The organism is Streptococcus oralis, from assembly GCF_003943415.1.
GTDB classification, from domain to species: domain Bacteria; phylum Bacillota; class Bacilli; order Lactobacillales; family Streptococcaceae; genus Streptococcus; species Streptococcus oralis_BJ.
On record NZ_RJPK01000003.1, the window covers coordinates 197,520 to 214,359 of the forward strand.

Genomic DNA, 16,840 nt, shown 5'->3' on the forward strand with positions numbered 1-16,840 from the left:
TCTTTTGATAGACTAATACATAGTTTTAAAAAAAGGAGACTTATCATGAAAAAATTTGTTGCTGAATTAATCGGTACATTTATGCTTGTGTTCATCGGAACAGGAGCTGTTGTTTTTGGAAATGGTCTTGAGGGTCTTGGACACCTTGGAATTGCTTTTGCCTTTGGTTTGGCAATTGTAGTCGCAGCTTCCTCAATCGGAACTGTTTCAGGTGCTCACTTGAACCCAGCTGTTTCGATCGCTATGTTTGTAAACAAACGTTTGTCATCTTCAGAGCTTGTAAACTACATCCTTGGACAAGTAATTGGAGCTTTCCTTGCGTCAGCTGCAGTATTCTTCCTCTTGTCTAACTCAGGCGTGTCAACTGCTAGTCTTGGTGAAAATGCCTTGGCAAACGGTGTCACTGTCTTTGGTGGTTTCTTGTTTGAAACAATCGCAACATTCTTGTTTGTTTTGGTCATCATGACTGTAACATCAGCAAGCAAAGGTAATGGTGCGATTGCTGGTTTGGTGATTGGTTTGTCCTTGATGGCAATGATCCTTGTGGGATTGAACATTACTGGACTTTCAGTTAACCCAGCTCGTAGCTTGGCACCAGCTGTCTTTGTAGGTGGCGCAGCCCTTCAACAAGTATGGATTTTCATCCTTGCTCCAATCGTTGGTGGTGTTCTTGCAGCACTTGTTGCGAAAAACTTCCTTGGAACAGAAGAATAATTGAAATTCAAAAAGCCTTGCTCCTCATCTTGAGGAACAGGGCTTTTTCGTATCTGTTTATACTCAATGAAAATCAAAGAGCCAACTAGGAAACTATCCGCAGGTTGCTCAAAGCACTGCTTTGAGGTTGTAGATAGAACTGACGAAGTCAGCTAAAAACATGGTTTTGAGGTTGTAGATGAAACTGACGAAGTCAGTAACCATGCATACGGCAAGGCGACGTTGACGCGGGTTGAAGAGATTTTCGAAGAGTATTAGCGGTTGTCAATTTTCTCTGGATGAAGGTCGTGTTGAAAGAGGCGTTGTTCTGCCAAGCCTTCATACTTGGTTCCAGGTCTACCGTAGTTGTAGTAGGGGTCGATTGAGATGCCACCGCGCGGAGTGAATTTTCCCCAGACTTCTAAATAGCGAGGGTCTAGTAGATTGACCAAGTCTTTCCCGATAGTGTTGATACAGTTTTCATGAAAATCTCCATGATTTCGGTAGCTAAAGAGGTAGAGTTTGAGGGATTTTGACTCGACACAGAGCTTGTCAGGAATGTAGGAAATATAAATGGTTGCAAAGTCTGGCTGAGCAGTGATAGGGCACAGGGAGGTAAATTCAGGACAGTCGAATTTGATGAAATAGTCATTTTCCACATGACGATTGTCAAAGGATTCGAGGACTTCTGGTTGATAGTCAAAAATGTAGGTAGTTTCTTTGTTGCCCAGTAGGCTTAGATTTTTCATTTCTTCTTGTTGTGACATGATTTTTTCTTTCTAATTTAAACACCACGCTGGTTGTCGTAGAGGAGGGTATGAAGTTGAGGAAGGACGCGGACATTGCCCCAGCTATCGTCAGCAGCGATGCGTTCCCAGAGTTCTTTGAGGCGGTCTAGTTGGTCTTGGACGATATTACCTGTAGCCTTGGGCTCAGGATTTCCAGCCGATAAGAAGAGAACATCTGGTTGGTAACGTTCTTGAATCCCTTTAGCAAAGGCCAAATCGGCATCATCAAAGACAGGGATTTTAAAGGTGACCTTGTCTGGATCCAATTGGGAAACGATAAAGTCTAAAGTCTCGAAGTTAACTTCCATCTTGGAGGAAGGAGGTTTGGGGCTCAGAGTGACTTGGTCGATGTCTTTTAACCAATTTTGCCAGCGAGAGCCTTGGGTCTCAACAGCCAGAGTGACACCACGTTCCTTGAGCTTGGTGACGAGTTGAGCCATGTTGGCTGCTAGGATAGTAGGATTTCCCCCAGACAGGGTTACATAGTCGTAGCTTCCCAGCTTATCTAAGGCGGCAATGACTTCGTCAGCTGTCATACGAGTAGGTTTTTCAGAACCATCCCAAGTAAAGGCAGAGTCGCACCAGTCGCAGTGGTAGTCGCAACCAGCAGTGCGGACAAACATGGTTTTCTGCCCGATAGCACGACCTTCACCTTGAAAGGTTGGCCCGAAAATTTCAAGAACCGGTAGTTTGAGGACACGTTCCCTAGTCATCTAACCACTCCCGTCTAAACTCTGCAAAGGCAGTCGGAGTTTCATAGAGGCGAACGTATTCCAAACGGAGACTGCGTTCGTCTGGCAACTCTTGGCTCATGGTTTGGAAAATCCAGTAAACCATATTTTCAGCAGTTGTGTTCATATAAGGCAGGGTTTCATTGAGATAGCGATGATCCAAGTGGGGCTCTAAGAAGTTCTTGTAGATCGCTTTAATGTCTCCAAAATCGTAGGTCATGCCCCGTTCATCTAAAAATCCACTAACAGCAATCTGCAGATGATAAGTGTGGCCGTGCAGGGACTTGCATTTTCCTTCATAGTGAAAGAGGTGGTGGGCAGCGTCGAAGGTAAATTCTTTTGAAACTAAGGTTCTGTGAGGGTTGTAGACAAGAGACTCCCCAGTTTCCTGTTTGATTTCTTTGGGTGCAAAAAACATTAGCCCTCTCCTTTCTGTGAGAGATAAACATCTAGTCCATGCTGACGTAGGTTGCAGGCTGGACAATCTCCACAGCCACTTCCGATAATCCCATTGTAGCAGGTCAAGGTCTTTTCACGAACATAGTCAAAGGCACCGAGTTGATCGGCTAACTCCCAAGTTTCAGCCTTGTCTAACCACATGAGAGGTGTTTGGATAACAAAGTCGTAATCCATAGCAAGGTTGAGGGTAACATTGAGAGATTTGACAAAGACATCTCGGCAGTCAGGGTAGCCTGAGAAGTCTGTCTCGCAGACACCTGTGACGATGTCTTTAATGCCTCGTTGCTTAGCAAGAACTGCCGCAAAGGACAGAAAGAGGTGGTTGCGACCGTCAACAAAGGTATTGGGAATCTCTCCCTCTTTTTGCTCGATTTCCAGATCAGAAGTCAAGGCATTTTCAGTGATTTGTCCCAGTAGAGACATATCCAAGATGTGATGACGAATGCCTTGCTCCTTAGCGATTTCTCTAGCAACTTGAATTTCGAGATGATGGCGTTGGCCGTAGGCAAAGGTGACAGCTTCGACCGTTTCATAGTGTTCTTTAGCCCAAAAGAGGCAGGTTGTGGAATCTTGGCCACCACTAAAGACGACCAAGGCTGATTGACGTTTCATAGTACTCCTTCCAAAGTGGGAAATGTTCAGAGCACGCAAAAAGCTCCCTTGAGGGGAGCTAAAAAATACCAAGTAGAGGTTTTTTTTAGCGATGGCATGTCCCAAACATCGTAATATTCTACCTACAGTCTAGCATATTTTTTAAAAAATGGCAAAGGGCAAGAAAAAAGAGACCAAATAAAGCACTTGGTCTCTAGTGTGATTAACTCAATTCAGCAACGATGGCCTTGATTTGTTCTGCTGTGTGTACTCCAGCAACTTGTTTCACCACTTGGCCGTCTTTTTTGAAGAGAAGAGTTGGGATAGACATGATTCCAAAGGCACGAGCTGTGTTTGGATTTTCATCAACGTCCATTTTAACGATTTTCAAGACATCTTCTGAAAGTTCTTCAGACAATTTATCCAAGATTGGACCTTGCATACGACATGGACCACACCAAGTTGCCCAGAAGTCTACCAAGACCAAACCGTCTTTTGTCTCTTGTTCAAATGTTGCATCTGTAATTGCTTTTGCCATAGTATTTCTCCTTTTTTAGTTATATTGGCTTAAATCTTGTTTCATGAGATAGAAGAAGACATCTCCATAAGTCCCATGGTAGTCCAAATCATGACCATTGTAAGTTAATTTTTGGACAGTGTAGTAATCCGCGACGCCGATAAGGCAGGCTTGTTGAGAACGTTCAAAGTCTTGATAAGACTCGAAAGTCATAGTTCTCTCTTGTTTGCTGGCGTCTAGGTAGGTAATTTCGATCATATAAAACTCCTTTATTCGATCTTGACTTTATTGTACTCCTTGAAACGAGGAATGTCAAGAAAAATGATTGCGCACGCAACTTTTTTAAAAAAATCTGATTAAGAAATGAAGTCAAGATTCATTTCCAGTCTTTCTTCGATGACCTTTTGTAGATAAGCCAGAGTTGTCTGTCCCTCGTCAGTCAGGCAGATAAAACTAGCCCGTCTATCCTGATCGCAACATCGGCGACTAAGCAAACCGCAGTTTTTCTCTTCTAGTCGGGCCACCATTCGAGAAACAGCGCTCGGACTGAGATGGAGTTTATCTGGCAGGTCAATCTGCCGTAAGGACTTTTCATTAGCTAGATTCAGATAGTAGAGCAGGTAAAACTCTTTTAAGGTCAGCCTTTGTTCACTCTGCTGGGCGATGGTTTCTTCCAACATAGTTTCCATTTCCTTTTGACGGCGGTTGTAGTCAAACCATTTTTCTAAGTAGGTCATTGCTTTCTCCTTTCTTTTCAAAGTAAAAATCACAAAATCATTGCTGACTGTCTTTGTAACATAAGATGATTGCGCATGCAATGATTATACTACTTTTAGCTAATCCTTGCAAGAAAGAAAAATTTCGATATTTCCTTGAAATTTTCTGAAAAAAGAGTAAACTGGTATGCAAGAATTCTATTTCAAGGAGTTTGAGATGAAGTTATATGTTCAATTAATGATTCTCTTTGTGATTTCTCTAATCGGTGAGGGAATCTCCAGTTTCTTTCATCTGCCTATTCCAGGCAGTATTATCGGTTTGATTATTCTTTTTCTAGCCCTGCAATTCAAGTGGCTAAGGACCAGGCATGTCAACATGGTCGGGAATTTCTTGCTGGCCAATATGACCATTCTCTTTTTGCCACCAGCAGTTGGAATCATGGAAAAGTTTGATGTGATTGCCCCTTATCTCTTGCCCATTGTCTTGATTGTCTTTTTTGCGGCTGTCATCAACATTATCCTCATCGCCCTAGTGGTTCAGTTTATCAAGCGACGGTTTGAGGGAGATTATGAGAAAGGAGAAGCCAAATGAGTGAATTTGTTTCCAATCCCCTGTTTGGGATTGCTCTGTCTATCCTAGCTTATCTAGTGGGAATGTTGATTTACAGGCGTTTCCCCCATCCATTAACAACGCCCTTGCTTTTGTCGGCAATTTTCATTATCATCCTTCTTAAGGCGACGGGTATTTCTTACCAAGATTACTACCAAGGCGGGGTTTATCTGAACAACTTGATTGTCCCATCGACCGTGGCTCTAGGGATTCCGCTTTATAAAAGTTTTCATCTGATGAAGCACCATGCTCGGAGTATTCTCTTTGGTAGTCTGCTAGCAGTAGTTGTCAATACTAGCTTCACTGCCATAGTGGCGAAAATCTTTGGCATGGACTTTTTCCTAGCCATTTCTCTCTTTCCCAAGTCAGTGACAACCGCCATGGCAGTGGGAATCACAGAAAAATTGCAAGGTTTGACGACTGTGACCTTGGTGGTTGTAGTAGCAACTGGGATTTTAACAAGTGTTATTGGACCAACCCTTTTGAAGTGGTTGAAGATTGATGATCCAGTGGCTGTAGGCCTTTCTCTTGGAGGGACAGGGCATGCTGTCGGAACGGGAACGGCCTTTCGATATGGTTCTGTAGCAGGAGCCATGGGTGGCTTGGCTATCGGTGTAACTGGTATTCTCTACGTATTTGTAAGCCCCATCGTGGCCAGCTTGATATTGAGTTAAAGAAAAACCCAGCTTTTTAGCTGGGCATTTTTATTGCAAGTTGACCTTATTTTTCAAGATGTAGTAGGTTCCGAGGTAGTAGATAATTGCTAGAATGAAATCTTTGAGGATATCAGCGCTGATTAGGAGGTTAAAATCATAATCCATTCGGAAGAAGATGGAAATATAGCCAATCACGATGTTAAGCACGATATAGGCTAAAATTCCCATAGCGGTACGATACTCGTTAAATAGTTGACCAATTGAGATGCAAAGGTAAATAGATAAAATCCAAGTAATTGAACCCACCAGAAGAGAGAGGGCATAGAGCCAACCGTAACCGAGATAAGGAGAGATAAATCGATAGAGGAGTGGCAAATCTTTCACTACAGGGGTGAGTGAGAAGATAATAATGATACTCAAGATAAATACAATATAGCTTATGATTGACCAAATGAGAGCACCCAGTAATTTGGCGGTGATGATTTGGTGTTCAGAGACGGGCAGAGTCAATGTCAGATAGCCCTGACGATCGTAGACACTTCCCTTGAAGCGTCGAACGATTAGAAAGATCGTCGCGATCCAGAGAGTAACGCTGAGCCCCCCAAAAACTAAGATCAGAAAGCCTAACAGATAGTAGGGCTCATTACCATAGCTAGTGTAGGTCTGACTAATACCAGAAATGGATGCACCAATCAAAACCGAAATTGCAAGCACAGCACCGTAGAGAGCTAGATACCATTTGTTAACATTTTTAAATTCATAACGAACTAAATTCCAAAACATAATAATCTCCTTTGTCTAAGCCTTGAACTCCTGGCGGAAGAGCTGGTCAATTGACTCACCTGACTCATAACGAATATCATCAACATTTCCTTGACGAACAACTTTTCCGTTATTTAGGAAGATGATTTCGTCCAAGATCGGCTCAATATCTGAAATCAAGTGGGTAGAAATCAAGACAGTTGAAGTTGGTGAGTAGTTGTTGATGATGGTGTTCAAGATATAGTCACGGGCAGCTGGATCCACACCACCAATCGGTTCGTCGAGCACGTAGAGACGAGCTTCACGGCTCATAACCAGGATGAGCTGAACCTTTTCCTTGTTTCCTTTTGACAATTTCTTGAGACGACTGTTTTCATCAATGCCAAGATCTGCTAAAAGGTGCTGAGCCCGCTCAAGATTGAAATCTTGGTAGAAAGTTTTAAAGTAGGTCAGTGCTTCTTTGATTTTCATCTGTTCATTCAGATAAGTCGTGTCTGGTAGATAAGAGACAATGGCCTTGGTAGCAGGACTTGGGTCCATGTTGTTAATGAGGACACGACCTTGGTCTGGTTGGAGAAGTCCGTTGATCAGCTTGATCAAGGTTGTTTTTCCAGATCCGTTTGGACCGAGAAGCCCGACGATTTTTCCAGCGGGAATCTCAAGGGAAACATTGTTAAGGGCTGCTGTAGCCCCATAGGATTTGGATACATTTTCAAACGCTAGTAATGTCATAATTTTACACTCCTTTGATGTATTCGCTAAGCACACTTGGCAGTTCTTCTTTTTGATAGCCGAATTGAAGCATGCCCGTTACAAAGTTTTTCAGTTGCTCCTCAGAATGCTGTTTGCGGGACTGAACGATGAGATCTAAGTCCTCAGTGACAAAACGACCAGTAGTCCGCTTGCTATAAACGAAGCCCTCGCGCTCAAGATCAGACAAGGCGCGCTGAATGGTATTGGGATTGACCCCAGCCTCGCTCGCTAGTTCCCTTACGGTTGGGAGCTGTTGGTTGGGTTCCAGTTCATGGGAAACAATCTGTAATTTGATTTTTTCCATAATCTGCAAATAAATCGGTTTTGTATTATCAAATGACCAGGACATCATAGTCTCCTTTCTTTTTCTTTATTGTTCTAATTAAATAATACAATAAAACAAAAAACTTGTCAAGTAAAAATAAGAATTGTTTTGGGAATTGCTCAAAAAATGGTATAATGAAAAGAAAACGACAAGGAGGGAAATGCATGCGTTGTCCAAAATGTGGGGCTACCAAGTCTAGTGTTGTTGATAGTCGACAAGCCGAAGAAGGAAATACCATCCGCCGAAGACGTGAGTGCGACGAGTGTCAGCATCGTTTTACAACCTATGAACGAGTAGAAGAAAGAACATTGGTTGTCGTCAAAAAAGACGGTACGCGAGAGCAGTTTTCGAGAGATAAAATCTTTAATGGGATTATCCGCTCAGCCCAGAAGCGCCCTGTTTCGAGTGATGAAATCAACATGGTGGTCAATCGTATTGAGCAAAAACTCCGTAGTCGCAGTGAGAATGAGATCCAAAGTGAATATATTGGCTCTTTAGTCATGGAAGAATTGGCAGAGCTTGATGAGATTACCTATGTTCGTTTTGCCAGTGTTTACCGTAGCTTTAAGGATGTGAGTGAGTTGGAGAGCCTGCTCCAGCAAATCACCCAGTCCTCTAAAAAGAAAAAGGAAAAATAGATGAAGCCAAATGACCGTTTTTCTTTTCTAAAGAATAATCGGGTGTCACAAGATACCTCTTCCCTGGTGCAGTGTTACCTCCCGATTATCGGTCAGGAGGCGCTGAGCCTCTATCTATATGCCATTACCTTTTGGGATGGAGGGCAAAAGGAGCATCTCTTTTCCCATATCCTCAACCACTTAAACTTCGGCATGCCGACCTTGCTCCAATCCTTTAAAATTTTATCTGCTTTGGATTTGTTGACCCTTTATCAGAAGGGAGAAACCTATGAATTGCAGCTTCATTCTCCCCTTTCCAGTCAGGATTTTCTAAGTCATTCTGTCTATAGCAGACTGTTGGAGAAAAAGATAGGTGATACAGCTGTTTCTACTATGAAGCAGGTTCCAAGTGAGGGAGAAGAACTTTCTGTTTCCTTGAGCCAAGTTTTTCCAAACCTGACTGAAGAAGTGACTGCAATCGAGTCAAAAAGCAAGTTAAAAAATGATTTTGATTTAGAGCATTTTCAGCGGCTGATGGCTCGAGATGGTTTGCGTTTTGAAAACGAGCAGGCGGATGTTCTGGAATTGTTTGCCATTGCAGATGAAAAAAAATGGACCTGGTTTGAAACCTATCAATTAGCTAAGGCGACAGCTGTAGCTCAGGTCATTTCAGTCAAACGCATGCGTGAAAAGATAGCACAAAAGCAGGTTTCTTCTGACTTTAGCCCCAAAGAAATGACCGTTATCAGGGAAGCTAAAAACAAAACTCCCCTTCAGTTTCTAGCGGAAATCAAGCAAACGCGTAAGGGGAACATCACCCAGAGCGAACGAGCACTCCTTCACCAGATGGCATCTTTAGGTTTGTTGGATGAAGTCATCAATATCGTCTTACTTCTAACCTTTAACAAGGTTGATTCGGCTAATGTCAATGAAAAATATGCCATGAAGGTCGCAAATGACTATGCTTACCAAAAAATTCGAACAGCAGAAGAGGCTGTGCTTCGGATTCGAGAACGTCAGCAAAAAGGCCAGGAAGACCAAAAATCGAAAAATAGTTCGACTAAGACAAATGTTCCCAAGTGGAGCAATCCAGAATACAAAAATCAAACCAGTGAGGAAACTCGTCTGGAACTAGAACGCAAAAAACAAGAAATGTTAGCTCGATTAGAAGAAGGAGGAGACTAGATGGAAAGTGTGGGTGACGTTATCAAACGTCAGACAAGTCGTTTTCAGTATCAGGACCTAGTCCAGCAGATCATGAAGGACCCAGATGTAGCGGCTTTTATCCAGAAAGAATCCCTCAGCCCAGAGGAGTTAAATCGAAGTATCTCCAAGTTCAACCAATATATCACGGAACGGGACAAGTTTCTTCGTGGGGATGCGGACTATATAGCGCGTGGCTACAAGCCTATCTTGGTCATGAATCACGGCTATGCAGATGTATCTTATGAAGAAACACCAGAACTAATCGCGGCTGAAAAAGAGGCGGCTATAAAGAATCGCCTCAAGTTGATCAATCTACCAGCAAGTCTCAAGAAAGCAAAATTGGCTCAGATTGACCTAGATGATCTAGGTCGTTTACCGATTTTTGAGAGACTCTATGCCTTTGTCGATCTTTACCCAAGCATCCGAAAAGGTCTCTATCTTTATGGAGATTTTGGTGTTGGTAAGAGTTTCATGATGGCGGCCCTTGCACATGACCTATCTGAAAAACGTGGTGCTTCAACAACCATTCTCCACTATCCAAGTTTTGTCATTGATGTGAAAAATGCCATCGGTGAAGGATCTGTGAAGACCTTGGTGGATGACATCAAGTTAGCAGAAGTATTGATCTTGGATGATATTGGTGCTGAGCAGTCGACTCCTTGGGTGCGTGATGAGATTCTCCAAGTTATTCTCCAGTATCGCATGCAGGAAGATTTGCCGACCTTCTTTACTTCCAACTTTAATTTCCAAGATTTGGAAAACCATTTTGCCAAAGGAAAGAATGGAAATGATGAGACTTGGGAAGCTAGACGAGTTATGGAACGAATTCGTTATTTGGCTGAGGAGACAAGACTAGAAGGAGAAAATCGCCGATGACAGAAACCATTAAACTGATGAAAGCTCATACTTCTGTTCGTCGCTTTAAGGAGCAAGAAATTCCTCAGGCAGACTTGGATGAGATTTTAACTGCTGGACAAATGGCGTCATCTTGGAAAAATTTCCAATCCTACTCTGTGATTCTTGTACGTAGTCAAGAGAAAAAAGATGCCTTATATGAATTGGTTCCGCAGGAAGCCATTCGCCAGTCAGCTGCCTTTTTGCTCTTTGTTGGTGACCTAAACCGTGCAGAAAAAGGAGCTCGTCTCCATACGGACACTTTCCAACCTCAAGGAGTGGAAGGTCTCCTCATCACATCTGTGGACGCTGCGCTTGCTGGCCAAAATACCTTGCTTGCGGCTGAGAGTCTGGGATATGGTGGTGTTATTATCGGTTTGGTCCGTTATAAGTCAGAAGAAGTTGCAGTGCTTTTTAACCTGCCTGACTATACCTACCCTGTTTTTGGGATTGCCCTTGGCGTGCCAAATCAACAACATGAGGTCAAACCAAGACTACCTTTGAACCAAGTGGTATTTGAAGAAGAATACCAAGAACAGCCAGTTGAAGCGATTTTGGACTATGACCAAGTACAGGCAGACTATGCTGGTGCGCGTACGACGACCTCTTGGAGTCAGCGTTTGGCAGAGCAGTTTGGTCAAGCCGAACCTAGTTCAACTCGGAAGAATCTAGAACAGAAAAAGTTATTGTAGAAAGTGAGAAAACATGGTCTTACCAACTATTGCCATTGTGGGACGTCCCAATGTTGGGAAATCAACCCTATTTAATCGGATCGCTGGTGAGCGAATCTCTATCGTAGAAGATGTCGAGGGTGTGACACGTGACCGTATCTATGCAACGGGTGAGTGGCTCAATCGTTCCTTTAGTATGATTGATACGGGAGGGATTGACGATGTCGATGCTCCCTTCATGGAGCAAATCAAGCACCAGGCAGAAATTGCTATGGAAGAAGCAGATGTTATCGTTTTTGTGGTGTCTGGTAAAGAAGGAATCACGGATGCAGATGAGTATGTGGCTCGCAAACTCTATAAAACCAATAAACCTGTTATCCTTGCCGTTAACAAGGTTGACAACCCTGAAATGCGAAATGATATTTTTGATTTCTATGCACTAGGCTTGGGCGAACCGTTGCCAATTTCGTCTGTCCACGGTATCGGTACCGGTGATGTGCTGGATGCCATCGTGGAAAATCTACCACATGAAGTCGAAGAAGAAAATCCAGATGTCATTAAATTTAGCTTGATTGGCCGTCCTAACGTTGGGAAATCAAGTTTGATCAACGCCATTTTGGGAGAAGACCGCGTGATTGCTAGCCCAGTAGCTGGTACAACGCGTGATGCCATTGATACCCATTTTACAGATGCGGATGGCCAAGAGTTTACCATGATTGATACGGCTGGTATGCGTAAGTCTGGTAAAGTCTACGAAAATACGGAGAAATACTCTGTCATGCGCGCCATGCGTGCCATTGACCGTTCTGACGTGGTCTTGATGGTCCTCAATGCCGAAGAAGGTATCCGTGAGTATGACAAGCGTATCGCAGGTTTTGCCCACGAAGCGGGTAAAGGAATGATTATCGTGGTCAACAAGTGGGATACCCTTGAGAAAGACAACCATACCATGAAGAAATGGGAAGAAGATATTCGTGAGCAGTTCCAATACCTGCCTTACGCACCGATTGTCTTTGTTTCAGCTTTGACCAAGCAACGTCTCCACAAACTGCCTGAGATGATCAAGCAAATCAGTGAGAGTCAAAACACACGTATCCCATCAGCTGTCTTGAACGATGTCATCATGGATGCCATTGCTATCAATCCAACACCGACAGACAAAGGAAAACGCCTCAAAATCTTCTATGCGACTCAAGTAGCAACCAAACCACCAACCTTTGTTATCTTTGTCAATGAAGAAGAACTCATGCACTTCTCTTACCTGCGTTTCTTAGAAAATCAAATCCGCAAGGCCTTTGTCTTTGAAGGAACCCCGATTCATCTGATCGCAAGAAAACGGAAGTAAACAAACAAAATCTGGAAAAGTCTTTTCCAGATCTTTTTGATATAATATAATAAAAACAGTCTTGGAGGAAGCCATGATGGAAAGATTATTGCAGCTATTGGTTTTGTCACCTTACTTTTATTTTTTCCATTGGATTGAGAAGGCAGATAAAGACAGTAAATATTTCGCAATCTTTTATTACTTTTACTGGATTTATCTCCCTCTGTGGGCTTTGTTCAGTATCGCTTTTACAATTTTTTCATTTTTAATTTTCAATATTGTCTTGAAAAATCCTGCTGATCTAACAAGGTGGGGGATATGGTTCCTTTTAGTTTTTTTGTCTCTTGTGAATGACTGGAAAATATATGCCTGTCTAAAGAGAATGTTCAAGCTGAAACAAGAGAACAAAACGAGGACATCCATCAATAGCTAAAGTTTAGAGGAGGTTCCGATGTTCAAAATAAAGCAGTTCATTCATCAATACTACAAAACCTACATTCTTACGATTTGCTTGTTATGGCTGCTGGTCTTTTGTCTTCCATGGGATCTGCAAATAGGAGGAGTTTCGATTTATTTCTTCATCATGAAAAAACTCTTTGTCGTCTTTGGTGTATTGGCAATCTTTTTCTCAGTACTGACTAAAAAGATGAGTCTCTTCCTCTTTGGAGTGCTATTTTGCATGGCCTTCTGGATCAATCTTTTCCTGATTTTTGGAATTTTGCCAGCTTTGCTTGGCAATTAAATTTTTGTGTGAAATGTAGTCCATAAAAAGCTAAGAGGCTGACCTAGAAGTCAGCCTCTTTTCCCTGTTTAAACGCGGATTCTTTCTTGAAAATTAAGAGTAAATGTGCTAGAATTAAAAGAACATTCTAAAATATTCAGAATCTAAAGTAAGGAAAATAATGGCTAATATTTTAAAAACGATTATCGAAAATGATAAAGGAGAACTTCGTCGTCTGGAAAAGATGGCAGACAAGGTTCTTAACTATGAGAGCCAAATGGCTGCAATGTCAGACGAAGAGCTAAAAGCAAAAACTGACGAATTTAAAGAACGATACAACAAGGGTGAATCACTTGATTCATTGCTATATGAGGCTTTTGCGGTAGTTCGTGAAGCTGCAAAACGTGTCCTTGGACTTTTCCCTTATAAGGTTCAGGTCATGGGTGGGATTGTTCTTCACCATGGTGACGTTCCAGAGATGCGTACTGGTGAAGGGAAGACCTTGACAGCGACCATGCCAGTGTACCTCAACGCTCTAGCAGGTGAAGGGGTTCACGTAGTAACGGTCAACGAGTATCTAACGGAACGTGATGCGACTGAGATGGGTGAATTGTACTCATGGCTTGGTTTGTCAGTAGGGATTAATTTGGCTGCTAAGTCACCAATGGAGAAGAAAGAAGCTTATCTTTGCGATATCACCTACTCAACCAACTCAGAGATTGGTTTTGACTACCTTCGTGACAACATGGTTGTTCGGGCAGAGAACATGGTACAGCGTCCGCTCAACTATGCTTTGGTTGATGAGGTTGACTCGATCTTGATTGATGAGGCTCGTACTCCTTTGATCGTTTCAGGAGCCAATGCTGTGGAGACTAGTCAGCTGTATCATATGGCGGATCACTTTGTCAAATCTTTGGACAAAGATAACTATATCATCGACATTCAGTCTAAGACTATTGGTTTGTCTGATTCAGGGATTGACAAGGCTGAGAGCTATTTCAAACTGGAAAATCTCTACGACATCGAAAATGTAGCTCTTACTCACTTTATCGACAATGCCCTCCGTGCCAACTATATCATGATTCTCGATATTGACTATGTGGTCAGCGAAGAGCAGGAAATCCTGATCGTCGATCAATTTACAGGTCGTACCATGGAAGGTCGCCGTTACTCTGATGGTTTGCATCAGGCGATTGAAGCCAAGGAAGGTGTGCCAATCCAAGACGAAACTAAGACTTCAGCTTCTATCACCTACCAAAACCTCTTCCGTATGTATAAGAAATTGGCAGGTATGACAGGTACTGGTAAAACAGAAGAAGAAGAATTCCGTGAAATCTATAACATTCGTGTCATCCCAATCCCAACCAACCGCCCAATCCAGCGTATCGACCATTCAGACCTTCTCTATGCAAGTCTTGATGCAAAATTCAAGGCCGTGGTTGAAGATGTGAAGGCACGTTATCAAAAGGGTCAGCCGGTCTTGGTAGGTACAGTTGCCGTTGAAACGAGTGATTTCCTTTCTAAGAAATTGGTCGAAGCAGGTGTTCCTCACGAAGTCTTGAATGCAAAAAACCACTACAGAGAAGCTCAAATCATCATGAATGCTGGTCAGCGTGGTGCGATTACCATCGCAACCAATATGGCCGGTCGTGGTACCGATATCAAGCTTGGCGAAGGAGTTCGTGAACTTGGTGGACTTTGTGTCATTGGTACAGAACGTCATGAGAGCCGCCGGATTGATAATCAGCTTCGTGGACGTTCAGGACGTCAAGGAGATCCAGGTGAGTCGCAATTCTATTTGTCTCTTGAAGATGATTTGATGAAACGTTTCGGTTCAGAGCGTTTGAAAGGTATCTTTGAACGACTCAACATGTCTGACGAAGCCATTGAATCCCGTATGTTAACGCGTCAAGTGGAAGCGGCTCAAAAACGTGTTGAGGGGAATAACTACGATACACGTAAACAGGTTCTTCAATACGACGACGTTATGCGTGAACAACGTGAGATTATCTATGCACAACGTTATGATGTCATTACTGCCGACCGTGACTTGGCACCTGAGATTCATGCTATGATCCGCCGTACCATTGGACGAATCGTAGATGCACATGCTCGTTCAAAAGAAGATGAAAAATTGGAAGCAATCTTGAACTTTGCTAAGTACAACCTACTTCCAGAAGATTCAATCAGCCGCTCAGATCTTGCAGGTCTGTCAGATCAATCCATCAAAGATGAGCTGTATCAACGTGCATTGAAGGTTTATGATAGCCAAGTTGCTAAACTTCGTGATGAAGATGCAGTGAAAGAATTCCAAAAAGTCTTGATTTTACGTGTTGTAGACAACAAGTGGACAGACCATATTGATGCTCTTGATCAGTTGCGAAATGCTGTTGGTCTTCGTGGATATGCCCAAAACAACCCGGTTGTAGAATATCAAGCAGAAGGTTTCCGCATGTTTAACGACATGATCGGATCGATTGAATTCGATGTGACCCGCTTGATGATGAAAGCACAAATCCACGAACAAGAACGTCCGCAAACTGAACACAATATCAGTACAACTGCGACTCGTAATATCGCAGCGCAGCAGACTCAGCTTCCAAAAGATGTGGACTTGAGCCAAATCGGACGAAACGACCAATGTCCATGTGGATCAGGTAAGAAATTCAAGAACTGTCATGGTAAGAGACAATAATATGAGATAAGATACAGGCGGATACCTGGTAAAAATCATTTTTTGCTTGGTGTCCGTTTGCTTTATAAGGAGATGAATCATGGTATTTACAGCTAAAAGTCCTAAAATTAACATTGAAGAAGTTCGTGCCTTGTCTAAATTAGAAGGAGCAGCTCTTGAAAGAAAAAACCAACGTGATCAGGAATTGGAAGCCATTATCCGTGGGGAAGACCAGCGTATTCTCTTGGTGATTGGACCATGTTCATCTGATAATGAAGAGGCGGTTCTCGAGTATGCCAAGCGTCTATCTGCTTTGCAAGAAGAGGTCAAAGATCGTATTTTTATGGTCATGCGTGTCTATACAGCTAAACCTCGTACCAATGGAGATGGCTATAAGGGCTTGATTCATCAACCAAATGCGACAGAAGCTCCTAGCTTGATCAATGGGATCAAGGCTGTTCGTCAGCTACACTACCGTGTGATTACCGAGACGGGTATGACAACAGCGGATGAGATGCTTTATCCTGAAAATCTTCCGCTGGTGGATGATTTGATTTCTTATATGGCTGTTGGAGCTCGTTCTGTAGAGGATCAACAGCATCGTTTTGTAGCGAGCGGAGCAGATTTCTCAACAGGATTTAAAAATCCAACATCTGGAAATCTCAATGTTATGTTTAACGGGATTTATGCAGCGCAAAATAAACAGAGTTTCCTCTTCCTCGGCAAAGAGGTGGAAACGACGGGGAATCCATTGTCACACGCCATTCTTCGCGGAGCATTGAACGAATACGGGAAAAATATTCCTAATTACTACTATGACAATTTGATGGATACCATTGATCAGTATGAAAAGATGGGCTTGGAAAATCCCTTTATCATCATCGATACCAATCATGACAATTCGGGCAAGCAGTACATGGATCAAATCCGTATCGTTCGTCAGACCTTGATCAACCGTGACTGGAATGAGAAGATCAAAAAATATGTTCGTGGTTTCATGATTGAGTCCTATCTAGAAGATGGACGTCAAAATGAACCTGAAGTTTTTGGCAAGTCCATCACGGATCCTTGTCTAGGATGGGACAACACAGAAGCACTTGTTCGCGAAATTTACCAAACGCTAGGAGAATAA

22 protein-coding genes are annotated in these 16,840 nt (G+C 42.7%); 12 read left to right on the forward strand and 10 right to left on the reverse strand.

From position 1 onward, the window contains the following. Window positions 1–45 precede the first annotated feature (45 nt). On the forward strand, window positions 46–714 hold the full coding sequence (locus D8801_RS05650) for an MIP/aquaporin family protein (RefSeq protein ID WP_125848468.1): 669 nt from the start codon (window positions 46–48) through the stop codon (window positions 712–714). Window positions 715–968: 254 nt separating this feature from the next. Here D8801_RS05650 and queF read toward each other — a convergent pair whose 3' ends face one another. The 7 genes from queF to D8801_RS05685 all read right to left on the reverse strand — a co-directional run bounded on the left by queF (window position 969) and on the right by D8801_RS05685 (window position 4,516). Then, entirely contained in the window at window positions 969–1,460 is a 492-nt protein-coding gene (gene queF / locus D8801_RS05655) for a preQ(1) synthase (RefSeq protein ID WP_125848470.1), read from the reverse strand. A gap of 17 nt (window positions 1,461–1,477) precedes the next feature. After that, window positions 1,478–2,194 carry a 7-carboxy-7-deazaguanine synthase QueE gene (gene queE / locus D8801_RS05660; RefSeq protein WP_125425940.1) on the reverse strand — a complete coding sequence of 239 codons (717 nt, stop codon included), beginning with the start codon at window positions 2,192–2,194 and terminating at the stop codon, window positions 1,478–1,480. Further along, window positions 2,187–2,630, reverse strand: a complete 444-nt coding sequence (queD, locus tag D8801_RS05665; RefSeq protein WP_125848472.1) for a 6-carboxytetrahydropterin synthase QueD — start codon at window positions 2,628–2,630, stop codon at window positions 2,187–2,189. The genes queE and queD overlap by 8 nt, the downstream gene beginning before the upstream one ends. Next, window positions 2,630–3,283: a 7-cyano-7-deazaguanine synthase QueC gene (gene queC / locus D8801_RS05670; protein WP_125848474.1), complete on the reverse strand. Its 654-nt coding sequence runs from the start codon at window positions 3,281–3,283 to the stop codon at window positions 2,630–2,632. Before queC ends, queD begins: the two co-directional genes overlap by 1 nt. 202 nt (window positions 3,284–3,485) lie before the next feature. Continuing rightward, window positions 3,486–3,800, reverse strand: coding sequence for a thioredoxin (gene trxA, locus D8801_RS05675; protein ID WP_001029581.1), 315 nt, complete (start codon window positions 3,798–3,800; stop codon window positions 3,486–3,488). Between the two features lie 15 nt (window positions 3,801–3,815). Beyond that, window positions 3,816–4,037, reverse strand: a complete 222-nt coding sequence (locus D8801_RS05680; RefSeq protein ID WP_000570264.1) for a DUF4649 family protein — start codon at window positions 4,035–4,037, stop codon at window positions 3,816–3,818. Between the two features lie 98 nt (window positions 4,038–4,135). Next, window positions 4,136–4,516 carry a MarR family winged helix-turn-helix transcriptional regulator gene (locus D8801_RS05685; protein ID WP_000221653.1) on the reverse strand — a complete coding sequence of 127 codons (381 nt, stop codon included), beginning with the start codon at window positions 4,514–4,516 and terminating at the stop codon, window positions 4,136–4,138. A gap of 196 nt (window positions 4,517–4,712) precedes the next feature. Between D8801_RS05685 and D8801_RS05690 the strand changes: the two genes are divergently transcribed. Continuing rightward, window positions 4,713–5,087, forward strand: a complete 375-nt coding sequence (locus D8801_RS05690; protein ID WP_061452895.1) for a CidA/LrgA family protein — start codon at window positions 4,713–4,715, stop codon at window positions 5,085–5,087. Beyond that, window positions 5,084–5,779, forward strand: a complete 696-nt coding sequence (locus D8801_RS05695; RefSeq protein WP_001288938.1) for an LrgB family protein — start codon at window positions 5,084–5,086, stop codon at window positions 5,777–5,779. Before D8801_RS05690 ends, D8801_RS05695 begins: the two co-directional genes overlap by 4 nt. Window positions 5,780–5,809: 30 nt before the next feature. Here D8801_RS05695 and D8801_RS05700 read toward each other — a convergent pair whose 3' ends face one another. The 3 genes from D8801_RS05700 to D8801_RS05710 are packed head-to-tail and all read right to left on the reverse strand — an operon-like array spanning window position 5,810 to window position 7,625. Next, on the reverse strand, window positions 5,810–6,544 hold the full coding sequence (locus D8801_RS05700) for a hypothetical protein (RefSeq protein WP_125848476.1): 735 nt from the start codon (window positions 6,542–6,544) through the stop codon (window positions 5,810–5,812). Window positions 6,545–6,559: 15 nt separating this feature from the next. Beyond that, window positions 6,560–7,255: an ABC transporter ATP-binding protein gene (locus D8801_RS05705; protein WP_084946298.1), complete on the reverse strand. Its 696-nt coding sequence runs from the start codon at window positions 7,253–7,255 to the stop codon at window positions 6,560–6,562. A 4-nt stretch (window positions 7,256–7,259) separates the two neighbouring features. Next, a complete protein-coding gene (locus D8801_RS05710) occupies window positions 7,260–7,625 on the reverse strand; it encodes a GntR family transcriptional regulator (protein WP_125848477.1) in 366 nt (121 codons plus the stop codon). Between the two features lie 140 nt (window positions 7,626–7,765). Here D8801_RS05710 and nrdR point away from each other — a divergent pair, with 140 nt between their 5' ends. The 9 genes from nrdR (at window position 7,766) to D8801_RS05755 (ending at window position 16,840) form a co-directional block, all read left to right on the forward strand. Then, window positions 7,766–8,239 carry a transcriptional regulator NrdR gene (nrdR, locus tag D8801_RS05715; protein WP_001203678.1) on the forward strand — a complete coding sequence of 158 codons (474 nt, stop codon included), beginning with the start codon at window positions 7,766–7,768 and terminating at the stop codon, window positions 8,237–8,239. Beyond that, complete coding sequence (locus D8801_RS05720; RefSeq protein ID WP_125848479.1) at window positions 8,240–9,403, forward strand: DnaD domain protein; 1,164 nt, start codon at window positions 8,240–8,242, stop codon at window positions 9,401–9,403. It abuts the gene before it with no gap. Next, entirely contained in the window at window positions 9,404–10,300 is an 897-nt protein-coding gene (gene dnaI, locus D8801_RS05725) for a primosomal protein DnaI (protein ID WP_125848481.1), read from the forward strand. After that, window positions 10,297–11,010: an NADPH-dependent oxidoreductase gene (locus D8801_RS05730; RefSeq protein WP_125848483.1), complete on the forward strand. Its 714-nt coding sequence runs from the start codon at window positions 10,297–10,299 to the stop codon at window positions 11,008–11,010. Before dnaI ends, D8801_RS05730 begins: the two co-directional genes overlap by 4 nt. Before the next feature lie 13 nt (window positions 11,011–11,023). Further along, window positions 11,024–12,334: a ribosome biogenesis GTPase Der gene (der, locus tag D8801_RS05735; RefSeq protein WP_125848485.1), complete on the forward strand. Its 1,311-nt coding sequence runs from the start codon at window positions 11,024–11,026 to the stop codon at window positions 12,332–12,334. A gap of 73 nt (window positions 12,335–12,407) precedes the next feature. Then, window positions 12,408–12,746 (forward strand): hypothetical protein, encoded by a 339-nt coding sequence (locus D8801_RS09935; protein WP_125848487.1) that lies wholly within the window; start codon window positions 12,408–12,410, stop codon window positions 12,744–12,746. Between the two features lie 18 nt (window positions 12,747–12,764). After that, a complete protein-coding gene (locus D8801_RS05745; RefSeq protein ID WP_125844362.1) occupies window positions 12,765–13,055 on the forward strand; it encodes a hypothetical protein in 291 nt (96 codons plus the stop codon). 160 nt (window positions 13,056–13,215) lie between these two features. Further along, window positions 13,216–15,729 carry a preprotein translocase subunit SecA gene (secA, locus tag D8801_RS05750; protein ID WP_125848489.1) on the forward strand — a complete coding sequence of 838 codons (2,514 nt, stop codon included), beginning with the start codon at window positions 13,216–13,218 and terminating at the stop codon, window positions 15,727–15,729. A 79-nt stretch (window positions 15,730–15,808) separates the two neighbouring features. Continuing rightward, entirely contained in the window at window positions 15,809–16,840 is a 1,032-nt protein-coding gene (locus D8801_RS05755; RefSeq protein WP_125848491.1) for a 3-deoxy-7-phosphoheptulonate synthase, read from the forward strand.